Source organism: Bariatricus sp. HCP28S3_D3, assembly GCF_052065755.1.
Classification (GTDB): Bacteria; Bacillota; Clostridia; order Lachnospirales; family Lachnospiraceae; genus Allocoprococcus.
Genome location: NZ_JBQHTK010000009.1, coordinates 55887 through 81559 on the forward strand (window position 1 = coordinate 55887; position 25673 = coordinate 81559).

General features: G+C 38.2%; 28 protein-coding genes and 5 pseudogenes. 7 read left to right on the forward strand and 26 right to left on the reverse strand.

Features of this window, described 5'->3' with window-relative positions; genetic code table 11:
• The 18 genes and pseudogenes from ACTNB3_RS08260 to ACTNB3_RS08345 all read right to left on the reverse strand — a co-directional run bounded on the left by ACTNB3_RS08260 (position 1) and on the right by ACTNB3_RS08345 (position 15092).
• A complete protein-coding gene (locus ACTNB3_RS08260; RefSeq protein ID WP_427820707.1) occupies positions 1-687 on the reverse strand; it encodes a response regulator transcription factor in 687 nt (228 codons plus the stop codon).
• A 796-nt stretch (positions 688-1483) separates the two neighbouring features.
• Positions 1484-2890 (reverse strand): hypothetical protein, encoded by a 1407-nt coding sequence (locus ACTNB3_RS08265; protein WP_441025041.1) that lies wholly within the window; start codon positions 2888-2890, stop codon positions 1484-1486.
• A 561-nt stretch (positions 2891-3451) separates the two neighbouring features.
• A complete protein-coding gene (locus ACTNB3_RS08270) occupies positions 3452-3748 on the reverse strand; it encodes a hypothetical protein (RefSeq protein ID WP_441025043.1) in 297 nt (98 codons plus the stop codon).
• 2 nt (positions 3749-3750) lie between these two features.
• Positions 3751-4494 carry a helix-turn-helix domain-containing protein gene (locus ACTNB3_RS08275; protein ID WP_441025044.1) on the reverse strand — a complete coding sequence of 248 codons (744 nt, stop codon included), beginning with the start codon at positions 4492-4494 and terminating at the stop codon, positions 3751-3753.
• 40 nt (positions 4495-4534) lie between these two features.
• On the reverse strand, positions 4535-4672 hold the full coding sequence (locus ACTNB3_RS08280; RefSeq protein WP_278950575.1) for a hypothetical protein: 138 nt from the start codon (positions 4670-4672) through the stop codon (positions 4535-4537).
• A gap of 263 nt (positions 4673-4935) precedes the next feature.
• Positions 4936-5049: pseudogene (locus ACTNB3_RS08285) on the reverse strand (sporulation transcriptional regulator SpoIIID); the annotation flags it as partial.
• A 302-nt stretch (positions 5050-5351) separates the two neighbouring features.
• The gene (locus ACTNB3_RS08290; RefSeq protein WP_441025045.1) at positions 5352-5768 is read right to left on the reverse strand and encodes a hypothetical protein; all 417 of its coding nucleotides are present in this window, start codon (positions 5766-5768) and stop codon (positions 5352-5354) included.
• A gap of 409 nt (positions 5769-6177) precedes the next feature.
• Positions 6178-6315, reverse strand: a pseudogene (locus tag ACTNB3_RS08295) (IS4 family transposase); the annotation flags it as partial.
• A gap of 306 nt (positions 6316-6621) precedes the next feature.
• Entirely contained in the window at positions 6622-7791 is a 1170-nt protein-coding gene (locus ACTNB3_RS08300; protein ID WP_441025047.1) for a nitrogenase component 1, read from the reverse strand.
• Positions 7792-7794: 3 nt separating this feature from the next.
• Positions 7795-9177: a nitrogenase component 1 gene (locus tag ACTNB3_RS08305; protein ID WP_441025048.1), complete on the reverse strand. Its 1383-nt coding sequence runs from the start codon at positions 9175-9177 to the stop codon at positions 7795-7797.
• Positions 9177-9914, reverse strand: a complete 738-nt coding sequence (locus tag ACTNB3_RS08310) for a nucleotide-binding protein (protein ID WP_441025050.1) — start codon at positions 9912-9914, stop codon at positions 9177-9179. The genes ACTNB3_RS08305 and ACTNB3_RS08310 overlap by 1 nt, the downstream gene beginning before the upstream one ends.
• 33 nt (positions 9915-9947) lie before the next feature.
• A complete protein-coding gene (locus tag ACTNB3_RS08315) occupies positions 9948-10694 on the reverse strand; it encodes an amino acid ABC transporter ATP-binding protein (protein ID WP_441025051.1) in 747 nt (248 codons plus the stop codon).
• Positions 10682-11374 (reverse strand): amino acid ABC transporter permease, encoded by a 693-nt coding sequence (locus tag ACTNB3_RS08320; protein ID WP_441025053.1) that lies wholly within the window; start codon positions 11372-11374, stop codon positions 10682-10684. Before ACTNB3_RS08320 ends, ACTNB3_RS08315 begins: the two co-directional genes overlap by 13 nt.
• Positions 11375-11403: 29 nt before the next feature.
• Complete coding sequence (locus ACTNB3_RS08325) at positions 11404-12222, reverse strand: DUF169 domain-containing protein (RefSeq protein WP_441025054.1); 819 nt, start codon at positions 12220-12222, stop codon at positions 11404-11406.
• A gap of 95 nt (positions 12223-12317) precedes the next feature.
• Positions 12318-13178, reverse strand: a complete 861-nt coding sequence (locus ACTNB3_RS08330) for a transporter substrate-binding domain-containing protein (RefSeq protein WP_441025056.1) — start codon at positions 13176-13178, stop codon at positions 12318-12320.
• 117 nt (positions 13179-13295) lie between these two features.
• Positions 13296-14207: a LysR substrate-binding domain-containing protein gene (locus ACTNB3_RS08335; RefSeq protein WP_441025058.1), complete on the reverse strand. Its 912-nt coding sequence runs from the start codon at positions 14205-14207 to the stop codon at positions 13296-13298.
• A 191-nt stretch (positions 14208-14398) separates the two neighbouring features.
• A pseudogene (locus ACTNB3_RS08340) lies at positions 14399-14527 on the reverse strand (sporulation transcriptional regulator SpoIIID); the annotation flags it as partial.
• Positions 14528-14639: 112 nt separating this feature from the next.
• Positions 14640-15092 carry a hypothetical protein gene (locus ACTNB3_RS08345; protein WP_441025059.1) on the reverse strand — a complete coding sequence of 151 codons (453 nt, stop codon included), beginning with the start codon at positions 15090-15092 and terminating at the stop codon, positions 14640-14642.
• A 136-nt stretch (positions 15093-15228) separates the two neighbouring features.
• On the opposite strand from ACTNB3_RS08345, the gene ACTNB3_RS08350 reads away from it, so the two are divergent.
• Positions 15229-15390: an Arc family DNA-binding protein gene (locus ACTNB3_RS08350; RefSeq protein WP_427807587.1), complete on the forward strand. Its 162-nt coding sequence runs from the start codon at positions 15229-15231 to the stop codon at positions 15388-15390.
• A 120-nt stretch (positions 15391-15510) separates the two neighbouring features.
• The gene (locus tag ACTNB3_RS08355; RefSeq protein WP_427807589.1) at positions 15511-15744 is read left to right on the forward strand and encodes a helix-turn-helix domain-containing protein; all 234 of its coding nucleotides are present in this window, start codon (positions 15511-15513) and stop codon (positions 15742-15744) included.
• Positions 15745-16003: 259 nt separating this feature from the next.
• Here the strand turns inward: ACTNB3_RS08355 and ACTNB3_RS08360 are convergent, their stop codons facing one another.
• Positions 16004-16333: a helix-turn-helix domain-containing protein gene (locus ACTNB3_RS08360; RefSeq protein ID WP_427807591.1), complete on the reverse strand. Its 330-nt coding sequence runs from the start codon at positions 16331-16333 to the stop codon at positions 16004-16006.
• A gap of 27 nt (positions 16334-16360) precedes the next feature.
• Positions 16361-16531, reverse strand: a complete 171-nt coding sequence (locus tag ACTNB3_RS08365) for a hypothetical protein (RefSeq protein WP_427820898.1) — start codon at positions 16529-16531, stop codon at positions 16361-16363.
• 100 nt (positions 16532-16631) lie between these two features.
• On the opposite strand from ACTNB3_RS08365, the gene ACTNB3_RS08370 reads away from it, so the two are divergent.
• Both ACTNB3_RS08370 and ACTNB3_RS08375 read left to right on the forward strand, forming a co-directional pair.
• The gene (locus ACTNB3_RS08370) at positions 16632-17363 is read left to right on the forward strand and encodes a TraX family protein (RefSeq protein WP_427807595.1); all 732 of its coding nucleotides are present in this window, start codon (positions 16632-16634) and stop codon (positions 17361-17363) included.
• A 130-nt stretch (positions 17364-17493) separates the two neighbouring features.
• Complete coding sequence (locus ACTNB3_RS08375; RefSeq protein ID WP_427807596.1) at positions 17494-18669, forward strand: M20 metallopeptidase family protein; 1176 nt, start codon at positions 17494-17496, stop codon at positions 18667-18669.
• A gap of 123 nt (positions 18670-18792) precedes the next feature.
• Here ACTNB3_RS08375 and ACTNB3_RS08380 read toward each other — a convergent pair.
• From ACTNB3_RS08380 to ACTNB3_RS08390, 3 genes and pseudogenes are all read right to left on the reverse strand, one after another.
• Positions 18793-19236, reverse strand: a pseudogene (locus ACTNB3_RS08380) (glucuronate isomerase); the annotation flags it as partial.
• A 117-nt stretch (positions 19237-19353) separates the two neighbouring features.
• Positions 19354-19953, reverse strand: coding sequence for a hypothetical protein (locus ACTNB3_RS08385; protein ID WP_441025062.1), 600 nt, complete (start codon positions 19951-19953; stop codon positions 19354-19356).
• 15 nt (positions 19954-19968) lie between these two features.
• A pseudogene (locus ACTNB3_RS08390) lies at positions 19969-20337 on the reverse strand (glycosyl hydrolase); the annotation flags it as partial.
• A gap of 71 nt (positions 20338-20408) precedes the next feature.
• Here ACTNB3_RS08390 and ACTNB3_RS08395 point away from each other — a divergent pair.
• On the forward strand, positions 20409-21866 hold the full coding sequence (locus ACTNB3_RS08395; protein WP_441025063.1) for a DDE-type integrase/transposase/recombinase: 1458 nt from the start codon (positions 20409-20411) through the stop codon (positions 21864-21866).
• Between the two features lie 249 nt (positions 21867-22115).
• Here ACTNB3_RS08395 and ACTNB3_RS08400 read toward each other — a convergent pair whose 3' ends face one another.
• The 3 genes from ACTNB3_RS08400 to ACTNB3_RS08410 form a co-directional block, all read right to left on the reverse strand.
• Positions 22116-22322, reverse strand: a complete 207-nt coding sequence (locus ACTNB3_RS08400; RefSeq protein ID WP_441018117.1) for a helix-turn-helix domain-containing protein — start codon at positions 22320-22322, stop codon at positions 22116-22118.
• Positions 22323-22450: 128 nt separating this feature from the next.
• Complete coding sequence (locus tag ACTNB3_RS08405) at positions 22451-22774, reverse strand: helix-turn-helix domain-containing protein (protein ID WP_441025065.1); 324 nt, start codon at positions 22772-22774, stop codon at positions 22451-22453.
• 30 nt (positions 22775-22804) lie between these two features.
• Positions 22805-23653 carry a patatin-like phospholipase family protein gene (locus ACTNB3_RS08410; protein ID WP_427807606.1) on the reverse strand — a complete coding sequence of 283 codons (849 nt, stop codon included), beginning with the start codon at positions 23651-23653 and terminating at the stop codon, positions 22805-22807.
• 305 nt (positions 23654-23958) lie between these two features.
• On the opposite strand from ACTNB3_RS08410, the gene ACTNB3_RS08415 reads away from it, so the two are divergent.
• Both ACTNB3_RS08415 and ACTNB3_RS08420 read left to right on the forward strand, forming a co-directional pair.
• Positions 23959-24678 carry a gamma-glutamyl-gamma-aminobutyrate hydrolase family protein gene (locus ACTNB3_RS08415; protein ID WP_441025066.1) on the forward strand — a complete coding sequence of 240 codons (720 nt, stop codon included), beginning with the start codon at positions 23959-23961 and terminating at the stop codon, positions 24676-24678.
• A gap of 278 nt (positions 24679-24956) precedes the next feature.
• Entirely contained in the window at positions 24957-25604 is a 648-nt protein-coding gene (locus ACTNB3_RS08420) for a hypothetical protein (RefSeq protein WP_441025068.1), read from the forward strand.
• The last annotated feature ends 69 nt before the right edge of the window (positions 25605-25673 follow it).

Below are 25673 nucleotides of genomic sequence, written 5' to 3' on the forward strand. Positions count from 1 at the left end.
TCAGGAATTCACATTCCATTTATATCCCATCCCGCGAACCGTCACAATCATTTCCGGTTTTCCAGGATCATTTTCCACTTTCATACGAAGCCTACGAATATATACAGTCAGAGTATTATTATCGACATAGTTACCATCGCAATCCCACAACTGATCAAGGATCTGATCTTTAGAAAGCACTATATTCGCATTCTTCATAAAATAGCAGAGCATCTTATATTCAACCGCAGTCAGTTCTAATAATTCTCCATTTTTATAAGCCAGACCCTTCAATAAAAGCACTTTTATCCCATTTGACTGAAGTTCTGTATCTGCCTGTCCAAAATTTTTTGTCCGCCTGAGCAGAGCATTTACTCTGGAAATTAAGACACCCAATTTAAATGGTTTTGTAATATAATCGTCACCGCCTATATCAAGCCCCATCATAATATTGGTTTCCTCATCAGAAGCAGTCAGAAATATAATCGGCACTTTGGAACACTGCCGAACTTTCCTACAGAAATCGAAACCAGAACCATCCGGAAGTGAAACGTCTAAGATTAGCAAATCATATTTACCATCATCCCAGATCACATCCGCCTCTTTCAAAGTCCTTGCGACATCTACAGAAAAATCCTGCTTTTTCAAAGCATATGTAAGCCCGGTTATGAGACTTAAGTCGTCTTCAAGAAGTAATATTCTATTCATCGTTCTTCTCATCTCCCAGTAATAAAAAATGAATGTTAAGCGTATATACCCACTTCTATTATACTTCTCAATTATTGAAAGGCAACTTACAGAAATGTAGGAATCCCATTTCCTGTTATTCATAAAACCTGATAAAAGTTATAGTTCAAAGTAAAAGCATTTACATATGAGGAAATCTACTTTCCTAAATATACACTTTATCAAAAATCTATTCTTGATAAACAGGTAGAACACACATAATAAATGCCAGATTTCAGAAACGCAAAAGAGCACTCCCGAACAATCAACTCCATTTTATTGAAGCCACACATGCTACAAACACTACAAACAAAATGAAAGCTACTGATATCCACCATTATCTACATGAAAGTAAAACTGTAAGAGGTGTAGATTCCGACAGTAACTAAACGCTTACAATGAATTTTATTGTTGTTCAAAAGCAAGGCTTTATCTCAACACACAACCAAAATCGATTACAGATTCTCTTTATAGTGTTTATAGCTTCCAACCGGATTATCAATCCATAGCTAAAAGCACAATAAAAACTCTCAACCCCCAAAGAAAAGAAAGAAATTTTGCCGTTTCGTTACAATACTCAAAATCGCTGCATCCCATTAAATATAAGGGATACAGCGATTTTATTTTACTAACGGTCAAAGATACAAGTTTTTTTATCACAAATAAGAACATTAAGCAAAATAATTTTTCTCTCCCATTTCTTGCAAACGGTATTTTTAGTGTTCTTACAAATAAGTTTATATAAAATTCTTTGATAATAACACTCTTCACAAATATATTAAAGCATATCAGTCTTTATTTCTGAAGCAAGATTTCCTCCGCCATGTTTACTGTCACTACCAGATGCTGCCATTGTAAATAGATATCTGGGATCTCCATTATATGTAAGTTTATAATGACCACCCTCTTTAGTAATGACAAAACCAAACTCTTTTAAATCCCGTTTTAAACTTTCTCCAACTTTTGTATAGCCTTTTAATATTCGTTTAATGTCTTCTCGTTTTTTATTTAAAGCACCGGTAGGTTCGTTACATTCCAAAATATCTTGTAGTATATGTTCTTTACGAGTTTTCTTTTTTACATGATTAAGTTGGTTATCAAGTATCTCCAATATCTGATCCTTAATTTCTCCTTCATAAAGTTCATCTTCTATGCCGTAATACAACAGAGGTACTTCTGTAACTCGTTCATACTTTCCTCTAAGTCCCTGGTTTTCAGCTTGCAATGCCATTATACGATTATTCAATTCCTCGATTGTATGCTCTTTTTCCTCAAGTTCTTCAGCGAAATTATCGTAAACTTCAAACACTTCATTTTCAGCTTGGGCTTTCTTTTCAGTAGCACTTGCATATCGTAATTTTAATAGTTCATTCTGAACGCCTTCCCAAGTCATCATTCTATCACGGGCCTGCTGATTAACATATCGACAAACAATAGCTACAATTCGGTCTATCAATATTTCTTCTCGCCCTTCGTATTTACCTGTCGAAATTATTTTATGTGATGCAGAACTACTTGGATAATAAATACCAACACTTCCATGATGAGAATTTTTTCCACAGCAAGTTTCTCTAAGAATTTTTGATACATCTGCATCCTCTTCTATAAGTACATGAGCAACTCCACGTAACCTATATGACAATTCCTTAACTTTGAATGGATATCGCCCCCAAGATTTTGTCACATATATTACAGGCATAGAATATATGACATTTCTGCATATGATATTTTCTATAGTTTTATAATTTTCTTTAGTGATTGAAATTGGCTGAGCACTTATTTGCATATCACCATCAGTTCCCACATAATCTTTATCAAGTAACATATTAACAATAACCGGTGGTTTAAACTTAGGAACAAAGCCAATCGTATCGACAGTCGCTTCTCTATCTAATTTAATTGAAAAGATATGTGTATTAAAATTCACAACGATATCTGTGTTCCATATAATATTGTTTTCATCTAGCTGATGAAATCGAATAGCAACAGTATTATACGTACGAATTTCTTCAATTGCTAAAGATAAATTTCCCTCTTCAAATTTTATGTTTCTCGTTTTTCCATCCCATGTCAGACTATTTATTTTATTATGAGGGCTACCTTGATTCCATTCAATTACAAGTTTAATCAACTCATCTTGCGTTAAAGATTCCTTTACTGAAAAAGTTGCAGAATAAATTTGCATAAAACAGAAAACCTTCTTTCTTTTGTAAATAATATTTCAGAATTACATTGTTACATGCTATTGAAAAACTATGTTTAATCATATAAACAATTCTACCATATAACGACTTTTCTCACTAGTCAAAAAATTCTAACCATTTTATTAATAATATCGTTTAACCCTGTTCCAATCGTGAAAATGGAGTCAGGTACCATAAAGCTTTCAAAACGAAGTGCAAAATCAACAGCAGACAATGTGATTTATACCATTTCCAAACGGTTAAATAAATCTGTTTTAATCCGACAAATTAAGCCGCGTTTAATTTGTCGAACAATACGGTGCATTCTATATCCCTTTTAGACTTAATTGATATCTCCTATCATTAAAAACTTCTTTCATGTTATATTCAAACATGTCATACAGTTGCCATATTTCACATTTGTAACTGCCAAATAATACTGCGGTCAAATTTATGGATTCTTCAAGATACTTTTCCTAACTATTATCAGACTCTGCAAAGTACAATCCCCTCGAAAACCTAATTGTTTCCGAGGGGATTATACTATAAAAAAATAACATTTCTTATTTTTCACAAGTCTTCTGCTTATTTGCAGACACTAATGTTACCCCACCTTTTAACGAAAACTCCTCCGTTCTTTTATTACATGCTTCACAAGCAGGGATAATTTTCTCTCCACTGACATTCGGATTATATACATGTGCACCTAATGTTGCATCATTATTACATCCCAAAATTGAACATTTCTCAGGCCATGGTTTTCCAGAATTATTAATCCAATGGTTTTTCCACGAACCACATTTACACTCTCTGTTTTTTGTTCCAATTTTATTTTTCCAACCGTGACAAGTAACGTCCATAACTATATTCCTCCAACATTTAAATTTTCTTGAACAAGCTGCTTTTTGATTTCTTCTATGATTTCTTCCTCATTCAGATCAATGCCTTTTTTTTCATATTCTGCAACCATCATTTGAATTCGTTCTTTTAAGTTATTATTTCGTTCATCACGTTTATTTTTCTTTTGTGTTTTAATTTCAATACAACGATTTAAAAATGCTTGATAGTCCGCCTCATCATATGAGTCAGGTTTTTCAAGTAAATCATGAAATGTTTTAAACATATTTGCAAAATATGATTTTTGACTTTCTTTAATATCTTCTATTTCCCTTATATTATTAAGGTAAATAAAATACTCTACTAGATGCAGAAATATTTCATTCTCGTGATAATTAGAAATAAGGATATTAATAAAAGTATAAACATCTTTATTCCAATCATCTGTTTTGAAATCTTTTGTCATATTACGTACTATTAATGAAACATAATCTGCTGCTTCTGGACTCAAATCGCTTGTTCCATATTTTTGATCTCTATTTAAAAGATTTTCAATTTGTTGCAAATTACGTTCAAATTCCTTTGCAGAAAAATCTTGAACACTAAATAATCTTTTAAAAATAATATTATATCGCTCTTTTGGGATTACCTGTCCACTCTCAAACATCTCTATGTATGTATCTAAAGTTGGTCTGGATAATCCTATTCTTTCTGCAAATTCTTTTTGCGTAATCCCAACATTTTTTAAATATTTCTTAATATTATCCATATCATTTATGCAAGGCATAAATGATATGCCTCGCCACTCCTTATTTTGTCTTTTTTGATGCTCTCTGTGCTAACGCACTTCCAGCTGCAGTTTTAGATTTTGCACTTGTACGCCCATCTCTAAGAACCGCTGACGCTGCTGAGGCTGCACGTTTCGAAGTCTGTTTACTATTCTTCATTGAATTCTCCTCCTCTATCAATACTCAATAAAAAAAGAAAGCACTTGACAAAACCCGCATCCCACGTCAAAATATATTTGGTTCGTATTCCTTCGAGGGATACTTGGTCTTGCATAGCAAGACCTTTTTTATTGGCAATTCAATTATATGTGTTTTTACATATTTTGTAAAGGTTTTATTTTTACATATTTTGTAAATTTTTACTTTTCATTCCATATTTTATTTTACCGTCCACACAAACCGTTCTATTTTATCACTACCATATGTACAGTACTCTTACTAATCCCAAATTGTTTTGCCGCCTGCCTTACCGTTGAGTTATTTTCTATGATATAATTTGCAATCTCCACGGCCCTCTTTGCAATATAATCCTTCAAAAAAATCCCCCTGCAAACATTGTTTTTACAATGTATGCAGGGGAGCGATAACAATATGCGATAATTTCTTTTTACTTTTGGTATTTTACAGCTTCTTTCCATTTAATATTCTCCCCTGATAAAGGGAGGGAAGTAGCCTCCTGCCTGATATATATTGTGTTTAATAATTTCGCTGCCATTAATTATGACGAGCATCGCACATTACAATTTTAGGTATGATTGTTTGGTAGGGCAGCGCCATCGCAAATATCCAGACTATTCAAGTCTATATTACCTATATGATTTATAAGTGCTGGAACTGTTCATGAATCAACTCTCACTTTATACGCCATATTCTCCCCCGAAATGTATCTCACAAATTCAGCAAAATTTTTATTATCTGTACATATAATTTTTTCTTTAGCACCTAATCCTATCGGTTTATGTAACAAAATAATAACCGCGTTGATACCTTCCGGAAAGGCCTTCTCTTTCAATCTGTAGATAACTTCAGCCATAGGCTCTTCATGTAATACAAAATGAATATTTGTTTTGACGTCAGCTTTTACAAGCATTTCTATTGCTCTTATTGTATAATCATTCCGATACCAGCTAACTGCAAATTGAACTCTGAACCAAATAAACGCTGCAGATATAACGAAATAAAAACCTCTGTATACGTCAATTTCTAACAGATACAAAGGCTTCAATGGTTTATCATTTAATAACCACCTTTTCAATTACTAGATCCATACTTTTCTTCCATCGGATTCAAATATGTAATCGGATTCTGCGCACTTTGATTCAATTTTACCCAGCAATAGATTTATGCAAATAAAAGTTCTCTGCTTCATCCCGTGGCTTATTATGCTCAAATCCTATATCAACAAAGAACACTCTATTTTGCGTTTGCGAAGTCAACTGAACATCCTTCCTTGGCAACTTATCAGGAGCATCTTTACAAACATACCAACTTTCTTTTTCGTGTTCAAGAACTCTCTGTCCTCTTCCTTTTCTGATGTAGATACTGATGTCAGTATAATGGACTATTCAGAGACAATCAAGTAAATCAATTTTTAGTCATATGAGATTAGCATAAACAATTTTGTCCACTTATTCACTACAATATAGACAACAACAAGTCTTTTTAATAAAGACGTTCTTACGAGTGTCATCGGTCAGAAGCTTAATGTCGTTGTTAACGATTTCTGCGGCGAGAAGGGATGTAAAGCGTAGCCAGTTGGTTTTGGTAGAATTCGGGAAACGAGAAAAAGTGTTCTTGGAAAAACGCTACTTTTGATCTGGGACTGGACAGAAAATACTATCAGTCAAAGGAGCTAAATAAAAAACTCAAAAAAGTTTTTTAAGAAGAATTCCCATTCAACATTCCTTTAGAGGTATAAAAGGCGACAAATCGCATATCTACGCGGTTTATCGCCTTTCTCATCTCTTCCAACTGTCTAAGACTATCTATTTCCCGACAGCCCCTTTTTCGCGAATTCAAATATGAAATAAAATCAGGCTATTTTCGCCTCCACCCAACACTTACCTTGAAACACAATAAACTCTTATATTTTGCAAAACGACAACATATCACATAAAAAAATTATCTCCCCATTTTCCAAATACTCGCTTCATCTCATGTGAATAGAGCCGCCCAGAAATAGATATCTCAGGAAATTCCACGTATCGCTCAGCAAATGAAAACAGGCTATTTTTAAATAGTGGGTCTCCAATAATAATATCATATTTCCCTTTTTGCTTAATGGTTTGATGTAGTTCCTCCTCCTCGAAAAATACAAAATCATTTTCTTCTTTGCATTCCACGGGTGCTCCAAAACAAAATCCTATGTCAATATCTGTCATCCCTTCTTGTGCACCAAAATACTTACGAATCATGCAGCTATTAACAGGCGAACCAATAATTAAGATTCGAGGTTGTTCTGTATCAGGTGCCATTTTTAATATCGGCATTCCACATTTCTCGTCAAGGTGAAATTCCACCAATTTTGCATAATATTCTTCCATGACACTTCCAATAGGATATCCAATAAGATATGGCGTTCCATATGTATGGTTTAGTCTTTGTGCTATTTCTATTCCGGCCACTGATACGGCAATATTCAATTTGGACTTACCAACCCCTTTCATTTTTTGAAAGGTATTCCCTTGTCCCCATACAGCTACTGTATTCGCACCACATTTCTTTAAAAAAGCAGTATAATCAAAAATTGCTGTGTAATCCCATCCATCCAGAGGTGTTGCACCGATTAAATGTATATCCGATTCTTCCGATTCAAAGCTTTCCGGCTGTGTCTCTGTTCTATTCAACATAAGATTCATAATCTTTTTTTGTCCCACATCATAAAAATCAAGTCCTGAAGTTGTCACTCCTAAAGTCGGAATTTTTGCTCTCTTTTCTATTCTATCTGTCAACGCTTTGTAATCCACCCCTAACATTGTGGGAATCGGCGTACCTACTAAAATAATATAGTCACCTTGTACACAATCCAAGATTTGCATAACCTTTTTTTCAACCAGTTTATCAACTCCAAATACTGCATCTTTCTCACGTATTCCGCACGAGAAACTCTTTGGCATTCTAGAAAAATCTTCAAATCTTGGATCCATATAATATAAAGTCTGTCCATTGCAACCGTGTGGATCAATAAACACAGTTAGTGCATTTTCATCAAAAAGAAACGATGACACACCAACATAATCCGGAGCAAATGCCGGAAAAGATTGATAAAGTCCTTTCATGTCTTATTCCTCCATCCTTTTTGCCAATTCAAAAGACCAACATTTCTGATAAACAGAATATATTGTTTCCATCGTTTTATTTCGATTAATAAGCACTTCTGTTAATTCTTCCACAAATGAAATAATATCTGAATATGTACCACCTGTTGATAGTAACGGTGCTGCTAATATTCCCTCCACCTGTTGTACAAATGGATCCGGTACGCCAAATGATAAATTAAACTCTGTCGGATTTGCTTTATATTTATACATAGAAGGATGACTGTCAAAATATACTTTTATCTCAGGATTCCTCTCGCATAACCAAGAAATTTCCGGCAAATCAGTTTGTTTGATTTGATGTGCAAAAATCACTCTGACATCACACCCAAGCTTCATCAGGTCGCATGCTGCTTTAAAACACGATATGTCATTCTTTCCTCCAACGCCACACCGATATCCTTTTATATATTCATCAAGTTTCCTGACTAAATCACGAACCCTGTCCCTAAAGGCCGTATCCTCGATAATGCCTCCTAATGCTTCTGCTAAATACTGATAGTTTTGAGCAATTACATTATACTCGTAAGAAGAATTCATTATAACATATGGTATGTTCCACCTATCCCTGGCTACCTGAGCTGCTCGTAACGCACTTCCGTTCATAACAATATTTAACTTAGCATGTGTCATAATATCAGCTTCTTTTAATGTACTAAAATCCCCTATGCTAAAAACATATCGTATTCCTAATGGCTGCAAAAGCCTGGACAACTCCTCCCGACAAATTGGTTGTTCAAGTATACCAAGCACATTAACCGCAGGTATTGTCATTTTTTCATCCTCGCTACGCAACAAATTATACACTCCTGACATCATCCGGAAGTCTGCTTGTTTCGGAGATTCCTTTAAAAATGGTCCCATAAACTCTGCGCTGGCACGAATATGATACATTTCTTCAACATGATGTGCTATCATCAGTAAATTTGTTGACAACAAAGCGTCCACACAGGTAGCACACAACAGGATTCCTTCAACATTTTGATTCATTTTTTTTAGAATCACCTCTACCGCTTGCATAATTCGTTGTTCCTGCATTCCCAGAACAAGATCCTTTTCACTGAGTCTCAGTAACCATGCACGTCCTTCGTTATTAAGGTTGCCTCGCCCAGTTTCTGTCAAATGAATCCCGCAGCCCATAGGAGAAATCATCAAAGTAATCAAGCTAGATAAACACAGTGGCGTTGTAGTCGGAATAGTCCCCCCATCTCCATCATGTGGATATAATAAAACCTTTCGCTCCGCAACTTCATATAAATTCCCTGGAATGGATTCTCTCTTTGACAGAAATGTTTTAAGTTCTTCAACCGTATAAGAAAGAGGTTGCTTATTTTCCCCGTATTTCATCACAATTTCTCCACAATTTCTCTTATTATTTCCGCAATAGGAAGTGATGGTTCTCCTTCTATTACCGTCTTATTTTGGTTTTCATAGTAAGGGATTGCATTATCCCGGGGAATAGTACCCAATAATGACAAATCATACCTCTGCAGGAATTCATCAACGAGACGTTCTTCGTCCGGAACATTTCTTTTATTCAAAATCACACCTCGCACACGTGCATAATTACTATCTTTAAAATTTTCAACAGCCTGATAAATATTATTCGCCGCAAATAAAGACATCTTTTCACCAGAAGTAACAATAATGACTTCATCGGCATAATTATCACGAATTGGAGCCGCAAACCCACCACATACAACATCACCTAACACATCATATAGTACATAATCTGGCTTTATTGTATTAATAGCATCCAATTCATCCAACAAATGGAATGCCATCAATATTCCTCGTCCAGCACATCCTATTCCGGGAGTAGGTCCTCCTGCCTCTGCACAATATACGCCTTCATATCCCTGCACAATTACATCATTTAGCGTAGGAAATTCATCATGTTGACGAAGATAATCTGCAATCGGGGTGATTGACTTCCCACCCAGCAACGATGCCGTCGAGTCAGCTTTGGGATCACATCCGACTTGAAGAACTCTATATCCTTTCTCTGCTAATGCAGCCGAAAGTGCGCATGTTATTGTGGATTTTCCAATTCCACCCTTTCCGTAAATAGCATATCTTTTCATATTTTCTCCTATCTTTTAGTTTGTTAACTAATTTCAAAAGTTTTTCCTTCTCAGAAAGCTGTTTATAAACATCCGGGTTTCTTCGCACTGTGGATTAAGAAAAATCTGTTCAGGTGTTCCGCTCTCTACAATCACTCCATGATTCAGAAATATCACCTTGTCAGACACTTGACGGGCAAAGTTCATTTCATGTGTAACAATTATCATGGTAAAATGTCTCTCTGCCAATGAACGAATCAGTTCCAGGACTTCATTAATTAATGAGGGATCTAATGCGGATGTAGGTTCATCAAACAACATTACTTTCGGTTCAATTGCAATTGCACGGCCGATGCCTACTCTCTGCTGCTGTCCTCCTGAAAGTGTACATGGATATTGATTACATTCCTTTTCAAGACCTATAGATTTCAGAATAGCCATTGCTTTTTCTTTTGCATCAGATTTAGAGAATCCACATGCGACGGTTAGTGGTAAGGTTATATTTTCTAAAACTGTTTTATTTTCAAAAAGAGAATGATCTTGAAAAATCATCGCAGTCTTTCTCCTGAATTCATATAACTTCTTCTTCGTTTGATTTTCTGGTGTAATACAAAGATTATCGATCGTAATTGAACCAGAAGTTGGCTCTTCTAAATAGTTAATACATCGCAGCAATGTCGACTTCCCGGTTCCTGACGGTCCGATAATGGACACTACTTCCCCTTTGTTTACATTGAGATCGATACCTTTCAATACCGATACTGAACCAAATTTTTTTGTCAGATTACTTATTTGGAGCATGACTGCCCTCCATTCTTTTTTCGAACATCCAGCTTCTCTTCAAGCCATGTCTGAAGTAAATGAATCAACTTAGTTACTATAAAGTAAATCGTAATTGCAACAAAATAACATTCAAAGAAACGGTAAGAGCTTCCGCCCAACATTTTTGTCTGAGCCATCACATCACGTACACCAAGAACAAACGCTACAGAAGTGCTTTTCAATAACCCAATAAAATCATTAGTAAGTGTCGGGATTGCAACCCTGGCTGCCTGTGGAAGAATTACATGCCACATTACTTGTGAATGGGTAAGTCCACATGCAAGCCCTGCTTCCATTTGTCTTGGATGTACTGATTGAACAGCTGCCCGTATGCTCTCAGACATATAGGCAGAGGCATTCAGGCTTAGTCCTATAACCGCAGCACTAAATCCACTTAAATTCTTAAAAATTGGGAAAAGCTGCGCTAACCCATAATAGAGGAAAAATAGCTGAACCACTACTGGCGTACCACGAAAAAAATCCAAATAGAAGTTCAGAAGACTCTGTAAAATCTTATTATCTATTTTTCTTAATGCTAAAAAAATAAACGAAATCAGCATCGCAATCGTTCCAGATAAAAATGCAATTTCTAGTGTTACACCTAAATATCCTAAAATATTCGGAAACACTTTAATCACATAACCAAAATCAAATCTCATTCCACTTTTCCCCGTTCATACATTACTTGTCAAATCATCTTATCATACAATTCTTGTGAATAAGGTGAATTCTTCCGATATGTTCCATACATTTTTTCCAACTCAATTTCACAATCCAAATCAGCAGGTGAATTCATTCTTTCCATCAACTCCTCTTTTTCCTGTTTAGTCATTACAAGTGATGTTGTTTTTATTACACGCATTGCTACCATCTCAAACTGATGTATTGGAATTCCACACCCCATTTCATTCTCAGATGATTTCATATGAATCCGTGCTCCTGGGCACAACATAGAGAAATTTATGTCATTTTTCTGGAATGGTCGTGCAATCAAATCCGCGCACACACCCTGATTTCCTACTGATCCAATATTTTGTGGCATTGCATAGTGAAAAGAATATGCCTGAATCATACGCATCATTTGCCACGCATTTCCCAACACCACTACCACGTCTGCATTATCCATGCTGTCTAGTGGACCAACCTCGAATCCATAAACTCTAATATCCATAAACCCAAGCTGAGAAATAATTTTTTTGGCAACTGACATACTTTCATATAGCCTCATAAGAAAAAACTGCTTCCCTGATTTCACATAATTCTGAGGAGCAGTAAGCCCTAAAGCCACCATTCCACCGCTGCATCCTACCATTTCGGCACTTACTTTTTGGTGAATTTTATCTACAGCCGCTTCATTAATGTAGGTACATATACTTTTTTTGTTCTTGGATTCTATAACATTATTTATTTCATCATACTCTTCCCGAATCAAGAAAAAACGAATTCCTACCGGCTCTTTTTCTAAATGCAGTGACAACTTTATCTGTCTTATCAAATCATTATACATTGCCAATCTCTTTCCTTCATAACTTAAGAAGCCTCATTGTAAATAAAGAAGATGACATACCTCTTGGGGCACGCCATCCTCCATATGAATCATTATTAATCAAGTGTTACCTGATCCAGCTTTAACCATTTCATCGAAAGCTCCATAAGTGTGCCATCTTCACGCATTTCCGCTAACGCCTCATTAATTCTGCTGATAACTTCTTTATTCTTTTCGTTATCCTTTACAAATGGATAAGCGGACACAGATGTCGCAAGCGGCTCCATCTCAGCCACTTCAATTTCACAATCCCCTCGCTCTGAAGCCTGCATGATTGCAACCGTTGATTCATAGATTCCATCAAGTCTGCCTAGCGCCAAATCATATTCCATGCTGGTTGGGCTATCATATGCAACAATTTCGAACTGTACTGTATCCTGAAGTGACTCCAATTTCTTCATTGCCTGTCCACCAGCGTTTACTCCGATTTTCTTTCCAGCCAAATCCTCTAATTTTGATACTGTTGACGCTTGCCCCTTTTGAACTGCAATCGCAATATCCATTTTGGAATATGGATCTGCAAAATCATACTTCTCTTTCCGTTCATCTGTAGGAGTAACAACACAAGCGATCGTATCTAACTGACCAGCATCAAGCATTCCAAAAACTCCTGTCCATTCAGCGACTTCAAATGTAATATCAAGGTTTTCTCTTCTTCCAATTTCATTCATTACATCTATTTCAAACCCCTGCGGTTCAGTATCACTCTCATCTACAAACGCATATGGACTGAAACTTCCATGCGTGCCTACTGTCAAAGAAATTTTTTCTTTCTCCGGCTCTGAAGTTTCTTCCGTACTCTGTTCACTCTCTTCAGCAGTACCTGCAGTAGTCTCCTTCTTTGAGCCACAAGCAGTTAATAGAATCGCACAAATAGCAATTCCCATGATTAAAGTTATAATGTTTTTCTTTTTCATTGTCTTTCTCCTTTGTACTTTTCCAAAATATTTTCTTTATGCTAACATACAGAAATTACATTGTCTATAAAATCCATGTGTCTTTTATTTTTCTAATAAATCCCTCGATTTATGAAATTATATAATTTTTTCATCCTGATATACCTGTTTCATAACATAATCATAGAATTCTTGCTCATAAGCTAATAATGTGTCATATTTCTTTTTTACCATATACAAAGCCCTCCTTGGGAAATCTTCTAAATAAAACATATTTATTTGTCCTTTGTCAATAACTTGCCTAGCTTCTAATGAAGAAATAACTGCAATTCCAAGGCCAACAGATACAGCATTAATTATGGCATCTGTATCTGGCATCTCACAAATTATATTAGGTTTTTCATATATTTTTCGTTCAACTAAATATCTCTCAAAACTTGTCCGTGTTCCAGATGTAGGTGCTCTGCATACCATAGGCTCTGTCAAAAGAAGCTGATCAGGAAATACACCATTATCATCATGTATGTTGTAGTTTTTGTTACTCGCTGTAATGACAACTAGTTGATCCTCTTCAACCCGGGTATATATGTACTCCTTATTTTTTTTCTCATATCCGCAAAACGCAATATGCGCCTGATGCTCAACCATATTTTCAGTTATACTTCGGCTATCACTCGGAATTATTTTCAAAAAAACCTCCGAATGAAGTTTGTGATATTCACCCAAAAGCCCTGGCAAGTAAAAATGGGACGGGATGGTAGAAGCGACAATTCGTAATATTTTCTTGGGCTGAAAGTCTTTATTATATTCAGAAAGCAGTGCATTCTTTCGTGAGACAACTGCCACTGCAAAACTATAACAACTCATACCCGCTTTGGTAAGTTTAAAATCCCGTGTACTTCTTACCAATAATTGCTGCCCTAATTCTTTTTCTAATTCGTTAATATGCTTCGTAATAGTCGATTGTGAAAAATGCAATTGCTTTGCAGCTTCAGAAAAACTATGACGCTGTACAACTGTAATAAATGATTGTAACTGTGAAAAATTCATTTGTCTATAAACACTATACCTGTATTATGTAACAGTAATTTCCTTTCATAAAATATTCATTGCTTGAATTGTAACATATACGACTTGTATTTTCCATATTCTAATATTATTGAGAAAAGGCCGGAATCTATCCGACCTTTCCTTTTCTCCTATTCACTTCACCATATACACTGCTCTCAAATACCGTTCTATTTTGTAACTACAATATGTACAGTACTCTTACTAATTCCAAACTGTTTTGCCGTCTGCCTCACCGTTGCGTTATTTTCTATAATATAATTTGCAATCTCCACGGCTCTTTTTGCAATATAATCCTTCAAAAAAATCCCCCTGCAAACATTGTTTTTACAATGTATGCAGGAGCCGTTTATAAATATTCGATAATTTCTTTTTCCTCATATACTTTGAATCAAAAGCAGGAGTCTTCTCATGCTAAGATAAACTATAATAAAAAACAATTTTCACAAGTTTATCTGCCGGCACGATCATAATCTCTTTCGTCGAACACATCAAGTCCCGGAAATCTTGTATCACACTCTCCTCCACATACTCATTGATTATCATGGCATCGCCGGTAAATTCAATTGTTCCTACATATCCTTTTTCAGAATCTATCTCCACATTTAAGAAGAGTTCCTGTGCCACATGAAGTGCTTTCTTTGCCATTTTTTCAAAATGTTTTACTCGTTCCTGACTTATATTGTTCAGCTTCGCATCTATTTTCATTTTCGTCATTTCAACTATGACCTGTGCCTCCATCAGTTTCTGTTTTTTATCCCTAATTTGTTCTTCCTCACTCATTTTACACATCTTTGCCTTGACTTTCTCTTCAATAATCCTGTCACTCATCTTAGATTCCTCATAATAAAGCCTTCTAATTTTCATTCAAAAATACTCCCTTTTGATAAATATAGTGTACTTATTTTAAGTCCATTTATGACATCATAACACTTTCTATACTTAAAATGAACTTATTGTACAAACTTAAATATGTACTCATTTTAAGTAGGAAGGATGTATTATGGAAAAAGAGAAACATTTAGGATTGCGAATAGATGCAGAAACACATCAGAAATTAAAAAGCCTGGCTGAATTTGATGGCCGTTCTATCAACGGTGAGGTTCTTTATTTAATTCGTCAGGCCATCATCCAACATGAGCAGCAGCAAGGACCATTAAAATAAATCTAATAAATACCATTCTCTTCCATATTTTGGACTAATTTTAGTCCCATTATATCATTTTCAACCGCTATGATAAACAGAATAGGACTAATTTTAGTCCACTTTTTTGAGGATGATATTATGGAACAAAAGATAAAACAATCTAATGCAAATATTGGAAAGAATATAAGGGAAATACGTTTAAATGCTGGCATTGGCCAAACGGAATTGGTTGGCCAGTTGCAGCTTCATGATGTAAATATGACTCGTGAGACCCTGGTTAAAATCGAACGCGGAATTCAACATATTACTGTCTCCCAGCTAAAGGGAATACGTGACTGTCTGAATACTACTTATGATGAATTATTAAAATAGAGTTACTACGACGAATCTTAACGCATAGTTCTGTCCTCATCTCAATTCCTTTAAATTCTCCCCAAATCAGGTGTCCACAAGGAGCAATCTCCCGGTACCGCGGCATTTTTCGAAGGATATGCCATTGATACTCCGTCTTATTCTGCCCCAGTCTTAGCAATACATATTGTATGTAGTCTTATTGTAACGCAGCTGAGCCCCAAAATCATTCAATTCATAATTGAATTAACTCTTACGATGGCTCAACAAAAAAGCAGCCTTAAGCTGCCTCTTCCTTTAATTTCATATAATATAACAGAATTCTGTCGGGTATCTTCTCCCATTTTATTTCATAACGATTATCTACATACATTATACCAGGATGTTCTTCCTGCTGACCTACGATCAGCGAGTCCATTGAAACATTCAGCAGCCTGCTTAAGCGATACAGATTATCCAGACTCGGAAGACTTTTTCCTGAAAACCATGCGTAAACAGCCTGAAAAGATCCAACGAGTAACTTCTCTTGAATATCTTTCACGGATATATTTCTTACCTTGCACATTTCTTTAATTTTATGCCCTGTTTTTTTAATATCAATTTCCTGCATTCGCTTTCTCCTTTTCGCCTAAAAGCATTATCTTCTTTTTATTAGATCATCCAATTCCTGCATTTCATCCTCTTTGTTTAACTGAAGTATATCATCTATATATTTATAATTCAATCCAGACATCAGAAAAGGGGAAATTCTAATTTCATTTTCTTTTATTGATATATTTCCATTCCCGTAAAAAGACGGATTCATCATTTTCCGCTTTCTTTTTAACACTTCATACTGTATAATGGGGCCACTATCCAAAACTTTTTAACATTTTTACTTGAATACCATGAAGGGAGATGAAAATAATATGAAAGAAAAAATCAACAATCTATGCAGCAAAGTTCAGTTTCTTTCGGGGGCATGGCTAAAGCTGATCGCCATCACATCCATGCTTATTGACCATGTAAACAAAGCACTGATTTATCCAAATCTGACTTCAAATGACGGAGTCCTTACTGTTGTGAGTAATCTATTTGACATTATCGGCAGAATTGCATTCCCATTGTTTTGTTTTTTGCTGGTTGAAGGTTATTTCAAAACCCGAAGCCGAAAGAAATATCTGTTTAATTTACTGTTATTCGGTGTAATATCAGAAGTACCTTTTGATATGTTTACAACGGCATGTTTTTTTAATATGAACTGGAATAACGTCATGTTCACTCTGGCGTTTGTTCTCATGACAATATGGAGTATAGACATTTTAAAAGAAAAAATGCAGAAGCTGCCAAAAGTGCTTTGGTATTTTGTATCGTGGATTATTATTATCATAATGTGCATAGCTGCCATATATTTGAGTCTTGATTATGAGCACCACGCTATTTTAATCGGTTATTTCTTTTATCTGTTCCATGATGTGCCGCTCTTTGCCATTCCTTTTGGTTACGCCTCCATGTATACACAGCCTTGGTCACTTTTAGGCTTTGGTCTGACACTTACATATAATGGCGAGCGTGGCAAACAGAATAAAATGCTTAACTATTGGTTTTATCCTGCCCATTTGCTCATCCTTGGAATACTCCGCCTTTACCTTGGTATTTAGTACAATGAAATACCATCGCTGCTCCGTTACACTCTTAAGGACTTATTATATCATAAAAATTTTATAATTGTACCCTGCAAATTGTGCTACAATACAATTGTTCACCAATTTAAGAACAGGAGGAGATTTCATGATGGGAAATGAATTATTAAAAGAGGCTGCCGAACTGCAGGGACAACTTGTTGAATGGAGAAGATCGCTTCATCAGATTCCGGAGACGGGAACAACTCTCCCTCAGACAATTGCATTTATCAAAGCGAGATTAGACGAGATGGGAATTTCATACAAAGTATACGAAGATATTTCATGCATTGAAGCAACGATCGGTTCGGGGGAAAAGTGCTTCATGCTCCGCAGTGATGTAGACGCACTTCCTGTGACGGAGGAAGCTGATGTACCGTTTAAATCCACCAATGGCTGCATGCACGGATGTGGTCATGACATGCACGGAACTTTCTTACTGGGTGCGGCAAAGCTCTTAAAAGCGCATGAAGATGAATTAAAAGGAACGGTTAAATTGTTATTCCAGTCAGGAGAGGAAGTATTCCAGGGTGCTAAAAAAGCTGTAGCGGCAGGTGTGCTGGAGAATCCGCATGTGGATGCTGCCTTTGCAATGCATGTAATCGCAATCATTCCGAAGGGTATTATCATGACCGGCAAAGAGCCAATGTCTTCTGTAGACGGTTTTAAAATCACACTGATCGGTCATGGCGGACACGGCTCTATGCCGGAAGCTTGTGTTGATCCGATCAACGCAGCCGTTCAGGTCTATCTTGCCCTTCAGTCACTGATCGCACGTGAGATCGGCGGAACGGAAGAAGCTGTTCTTACAATCGGCCAGCTTGCTGCAGGCGATGTATCGAATGTAATTCCTGAGCGTGCCGTTCTTCAGGGAACTCTTCGTACCTTTAAGAAAGAGGTTCGCGAAAGACTTGTTAAACGAATTGAAGAGGTTGCCAAAGGTGTTGCCATGACTTACCGCTGCCAGATGGAATATGAAACCTTAAGTTCGTGCCCAAGTGTCGTTACAGATGATGCCGTAACTGCTCTGGTAGAGGATACCGTTAAATCCATGCTGCCGCAGATTCAGGTCATTCGTGGCGGCCACGGAATGGGCTCAGAAGATTTCGCTGAAATTACCGATAAAGTGCCTGGTTCTTACTACATGATCGGTGCCGGACCGGAAGATCCTTCCAAACGTGTTGGGCAGCACAATCCAAAGGTTTTATTTAACGAGGATATCTTATCCACAGGTGCGGCAATCTACGCTCAAGTAGCAATGAACTGGCTGGACAAGAACGCATAAATTCTTTGTAATTTGAATAAAAAAATATTTCCTTGCAGGCCATTTTGAATCATGGCTGCAAGGAAATTTTTATTTACCGGTCTTCTCTCCCCTCATTTTTCCTTTCGTCATATCCTGCATGGTTTATAACTCAAATCCAAAGTATTTTACTGCATTATTATAAGAAATTCCGCATACGATCTTTTCCAATGCCTTGTAGTCCGCCGGGTATTCTCCGTTTTCTCCCCATCCTCCGATCAGTTCGCGCATGATTCTATGGAAATACTCATGTCTTGTGTAGGACAGGAAGCTTCTGGAATCTGTCAACATTCCCACAAAGTTTCCGAGCAGCCCGAGATTTGCCAGGGATGTCATCTGCGCGATCATTCCCTGCTTGTGATCGTTGAACCACCATGCACTTCCCTGCTGGATCTTGCCGGCAACCTCTGTTCCCTGGAAACATCCGAGGATCGTTCCGATCGCCTCATTATCATTCGGATTCAGGGAGTAGAGAATCGTTTTCTGAAGTTCATCCGTCGCGATCAGTGAATTCAGGGAATCTGCCGTCTCGGAACTTGGCGCATGGGAGAAATAGGGACGTTGCATCTTGACACGATGTTGGGGGCAAAAGCCATGTCTTTAAACAAATGTATTAATTGTTTGTGAATTGCACGAAATATTACGTCAAAATCCTTTGCAACGTCCCTATTTCTCTCCTTCCGGAAAGATAATCTTGAATACAAAGAAGAAGATTACCATGGAAACTCCACCTGTAATGAAGGTTACGAGCAGATTATAAACTGCAGGCGGAACATATGCTGATGCGATCGGCATCCATAAATTATTGAATCCGTTACATACCAGCGATATTACTACCCATGCGATAAAGTACCACATTGCCTGGTAAAAAGGATTTCCTTTACTCTTAAAAGTGATATTTCTCTGCAGAGGAAAATTAATGCATTGCGCAAGAAACGAACCCGTTTCGTAACTGATAAAATATCCAAGTCCGCCCCCTATCATAACCGCTCCGCTGGCATCACGAAGTACGTTATATCCCAAAAGGCTCCATGTAAAATCCACTCCGAAGAGATGCATTTCTTTCTGTGGCCACATGAATTCTGTTCCGGCAAGGCCGATTCCGAGGATCCCCGGCATGAATGTGAAGACCAGATACTGGAATACGGTAACGCCCATGCTGAACACAAAGAAGTAAAAAATCTGATATACCCATTTTGCCAGTTTGGGATGTTTTTCTTCAAATCCACCCCAAATGCTCATCCATTTTTCTTTCAAATTACCCATTTTTATACCTCACTTTTACTTACGGGAAATTTTTGCTGTGTAGGCTTTATTTTCCTTTGAATTTTTAAAGAAGCCTGATATGATCTGTTTCATTCCCCGGAAGAAATGTCCGTTGACTGCTGTCACCATTCCTCTGACCATGTCCATGCTTACCATTCCGTTTGTCATTTTGGCAATTCCACGGAACGGCATATTGTAAATGAAGAGAATATTCAGATCCGGTTTTCCTTTCTCTTCACTTTTTTTCTTAAGGTTGGTTAATATCTTATATATCAGGCGTGCGGCCGGACTCTTTGCGTAATACATCTGACAAATCGCATCGTTCATTCCCAATTCTCCGCCCCATTTTCCGTCCGGAATCTCATGCCCGAGAAGTTTTTTGAAGAGCATTGACCTCCCTTTTCGTGTATAATGAGTTCACCACAAATCCATTACCTCGAAAGGAGCCAATGCTCATGGACATTATACAATACTTACTCTCAATTATTCAATATCTTTACCAGCAAAACTGCTGGCTTCTCAACTTTATCTGCAGATACATTCCTCTTAAGCAATGGGCTTTTGATGATTCCCATTCTCCCAAATACCAAAAGTTCAAGATTGATGAACTCCCTCTGATCACCGACTTCCGCCAGGACTGGACTTACAAGGATCTAATCCCTTACCACGAAAAACGTTATGGTAAGAAGATTCGCCCTGTCATCCGCCGATCAGAATGTAATATTCCTGATGACTGCACCTGCCCCCGCTGCAATGCACCGAAACCATTCCTATACAAAAACAACGGTTCCAAAGGTCAGCTGCTCTGTAAGGTCTGCGATGCAAGGTTCTCCCCGGATGCAAGTCGATTCTCCTCTGTGAAACTACGCTGTCCGCACTGTGGCAATACTCTAGTCCCAAAGAAAGACCGCAAGCACTTTATCGTCCATAAGTGTGTCAATCCCAAATGCCCTTACTATCTCCACAACCTCAAAAAAGTGGATAAGGAAGATCTAAAAGAGGATTACGGCAAAAATAAATATAAGCTCCACTATATCTACCGTGAGTTCACGATGGATTTTTTCAGCATGGATTTGTCTACCCTGCCAAAGAATGCCTCTTCCTTGAAATTCAGCAAGCACAACGCGCATGTCATGTCCTTATGTCTGACTCTTCATGTTAACCCCGGTCTTTCCCTGCGCAAAACTTCTCAGGCTCTCAAAGACCTATATAACATCAGCATCTCCCATCAGCAGATCGCCAACTACTGCAAGACTGCCGCCGTCTGCATCAAACCTTTTGTTGATCAGTATCCCTACGAAAAGGGGGATGTGTTCACAGCTGACGAAACCTACATAAAAATCCGTGGTATCAAGACCTACATCTGGCTCATCATGAATGCCGCCACCCGATCCATCATCGGCTACCAGGTTTCTGACAATCGTGGTGCCGGTCCCTGCATCCTCGCCATGCGTATGGCTTTTCAGGGGCTTGCAAAGCTTCCGGAAAACTTTAAATTTATCGCTGACGGATACAGCGCCTACCCACTTGCCGCAATGGAATTCGGAAAGAAGTTCGGAAAAGACTTTACATTCAAAATCACTCAGGTTATTGGACTTACCAACGACGATGCTGTTTCTACAGAACACCGACCATTCAAACAAATGATTGAACGGCTGAACCGCACCTATAAGGCTTCTTATCGTCACACAAATGGTTTTGACAACATCGACGGTGCCAACTACGACCTTGCTCTCTGGGTTGCTTACTATAACTTCCTTCGTCCGCACAAACACAATAAATACAAAGTTCTAAACGAAGTGGATCTGTTGCAAGGTGCTGACAACATGCCAGGTAAGTGGCAGCTTCTCATCTTCCTTGGCCAGCAGACCATCCTGAAACAACAACACGGTGAAGCCGTTAACTGTTCTTAGATTCCGAGCCGGAAGGAAAAACAGCCACCGGAAGCCCTGCTTCCGGCTTTGCCCTTGATGGCACACCAAAACAATGCTACAATGCTGTGAATCAGACGGAGAAAACTAACTGTTCTTGAGTTCTTCGCCGTCGGTAGGACGTTCAGAGCATTGTTTTGGTGCGCCGTCAAGGGTGGCGTACACTACCAATCACTAACATATCTGCAATTTTCAAGGTTCATCTGAGCCTATTTTTATTACTCAGTTTTTTCATAGATTACTTGACACTACCATTAATTGATCCAGAGAAAGGCCAAACACTCTGGAAATCGTAATGATCATTTCCAGATCGGGAAGATTCTTATTGTTCTCCCAGTTTGAGACGGCCTGCCTGGATACATTCAGCTTTGCCGCCATCTGCTCCTGTGTCAGTTTGGCGTCTTTCCGAATCTGTCTGATCTGTTTCCCGAAATCCATCGTTCTTCCTCCTCTCTACGTTTCAATCTTACCCTTTGGCGTACCGTTTTATCAAGTAAGCCACTCTTGCATCGCCGATTTCCGGCGCTTTCGTCACTTGCGTGGTTCCTCAATCCGTATAAATACAGCTAAACCATTCTGCCCTGAATCCTCTCCACCAACTTCTTATAATAACACTGTACTCTTTTAGCAAAATTCCTCTTCCCATCATTTCTCTTCAACTCTCTATTCCCACACAGCATATCATCGATCGGCACCTGCAGTAGTTCACTCAGCGCATAAAGATTATCGATGGTGGGCATACTGCTGCCATCCAGCCAGTGATAGACACTCTGCGCACTGCCAAGTCCAAGGTATTCCTTAACATTTTTCACATTCAATCCTCTTTTTTTCATAAGAGCCTTGATTCTTCTTCCTGTTTTTACTTTATCTATTGTTGGATATGAATACAAATATGTCCCTCTTTTCATTGAACTTATCGTTTAAATGTCAAAGCAAACTTCTTTTATCTTCTCCAGATTCTTCACCGTCTCATCGTATCCATACTGATAGATCCTGTCGATTTTCTCCAGATCTTTTTCAAATGAATCAATCTGTACTTCTTTCGTCGGCCTTAAGATCACGGCTCTTCCTTCCCGCTCCAGCTTCTCGCAGTAGGCAACCGTCTCATTATACATCATGTGCCTTGTCATCAGCGGACGCACCAGTTTAGGGAACTTCTTGCGGAGCGCCTTCGCTGCCGCGACATTCGCCTTTGACAGTGTTTTTATATATCCTTTCGGCCTTGTAAGAACGATCAGCATCTTCGGATGTCCGTCCGCCTCCGCCTTGCGCACCGGAATCGGATCACAGATCCCGCCGTCATAATACTTCTTCCCATTCAGTTCAATTGCCGGGAACACGAACGGGATCGCGCAAGTTGCCTTGAGCATGCCACAGGTCTCTTCCAGATCTTTTCCATCCAGATATTCCGCTTCCCCGGTTTCGGCATTCGTAACGCCCACACGCACTTCTGTCGGATTGTTCCGGTAAGTCTCCCAATCAAACGGATAAATCTCTTTCGGTATGGTCTCATATGCATACTTCAGGCCAAACAGGCTTCTGTCCGTCAGGTAATTCCGAAGCCCCACATACCGTTTGTCATGTCGGTGATTCATCAGAATATGATAGTTTCTCTTTTTCTGCTTTGAAACATACGAAACTCCATCGGTGATCCCCGCCGAAACTCCAATTACATAATCAAAATTTACATCGTTATCCAACAGTGCATCCATGACACCGCAGGAAAATATAGGTCGGAAGGTTCCCCCTTCCAGTATCAGTGCGTTCATTTTCTGTCATTTCTCCTTCGTTATAGCCGAGCAGCTATTTCTTAGCCCCTCTGCCCTTCCTTATTTCAAGATAAATTGTCTATTCTCCACTTCTTCAACCGGGTCATACTGGTCTAGCGAACGATCCATAATCAGATTAACTGCCAGTGAAATACACAAGACTCGCCGTCCTACTTGAACAGTATAACATTTATAAAACATAATAAAAACAAAATTTCTGTGAAATCTTTTCGGACTGACACACATATTTCCTCTGTGAAAGACATATTCTGTAACAGCCTACAGCAAAAAGGAGGTCTTTGGAAATGAATCCTGTGATTGGAATTCTGACATGTGGAATGAAGGATAAACAACATTTTGTACCAGACAGCTATGTGACTGCCATCCGGCTCTCAGGCGGACTTCCCATACTGATCCCCGTATTTCCGCCGGGCTGGGATGTCACCGGTATTCTTTCACTCTGTGACGGTTTTCTTCTTCCAGGAGGCGGCGATTTCACACCACTTCTTTTCGACGAGAATCCTCTCCCGGGTATCGGAGAAACAAACCTGGAACTGGATGTATTCCAAATTCATTTCACAGAAGAAATTTTAAAATTACGAAAACCACTATTAGGTATCTGTCGTGGTATGCAGCTTATAAATCTAGCTGCCGGAGGAACCATATATCAGGATCTCTCACTCCAGCCCGGAACTCCATTTCTGCATACGCAAACCTCGCAGAACAGAAGTGATGTCAGTCATCAGGTATTTATTGAAAAAGAAAGTCTTCTGCACACGATCACAGGAGACTCTCTTTATACCAACAGTTTTCATCATCAAAGCATACATCTGACCGGAGAAAATGTGATTGCCTGCGCACATACCTCAGACGGAACGGTAGAAGCTATAGAACTTATTGGACATCCCTTCGCCGTAGGAGTACAGTGGCATCCGGAAGCCATGTTCTTCCATTCTTCGGCCATGAGGAAATTATTTTCCTACTTTGTCCGGAAGGCGTTACAATTGGCACGTAGCCCGCAGTAAATGCTAGCTACTGTGTGAAACATAATTGGAAAACATCTAATCAGTAGATAAACCTAAAAATTCCTATAGCATTTCCTAATTCTATGTGATACAATTTCTTCAAAGCATTAAATCAGATTCTTTTATGCGTAATCATCGCATCTGAACATTCTTGAAATTTTCTAATTCATGAAATCTCGATGCTTTTATTCCCATACAACAGCAGAGAGGTTTCAAAGGAAACGGCTTTCGGTATTCTGTTTTTTGGCCTCCTGCACAATTTCAAAGGAGGTTATTATATGAACAAAACAGGAAAAAACGAGCTCCAAAACAGCTTCCAGACAGAAACGGTCCCTGCGGAAGCTGCGCAGGTGCAGCCCCATGCAAACCGCATCTATAAAGCCAGAATCTTCGAGATGTTGTTTAGTGATAAGAAAGAACTGCTTGGACTTTATAATGCAACTGGAAAGACCAATTACACAGACCCAGAACTGTTGGAAATTAACACACTGGAAAATGCAATCTATATGGCAATGCACAATGATATCTCATTTATCATTGATTCCAGATTGTCACTGTATGAGCACCAATCCACTTATAGCCCGAACCTTCCGCTTCGATATCTGATGTATATAGCAGACTTATATTCAGTTCTTACCAGGAAAGAAAATTTATACAGACATAAGGCAGTTATGATTCCTGTTCCATTTTTCGTAATATTCTACAATGGCGAAGAGCAATTGCCTGACAGGGTTCTGCTGCCACTGTCAGACTTGTTCAAAACTCCGGAGTCGTTTCTGAACAATGAGGAATATAAAGAACTATATCCTGCACTGGAATTGAAAGCTCTTCTTTTGAACATCAATCCGGGACATAATCAGGAACTTATGAATTCTTGCAAAACGGTGACATGCTCCCACTACTTAAGCCCTAAAGCTTTGAAGTAGGGGCTTCTTACTCAATAACCCGATAGGGCTAAGTATCAATAAGCTATCCCCGCGTGCCCCGCGGTTCTT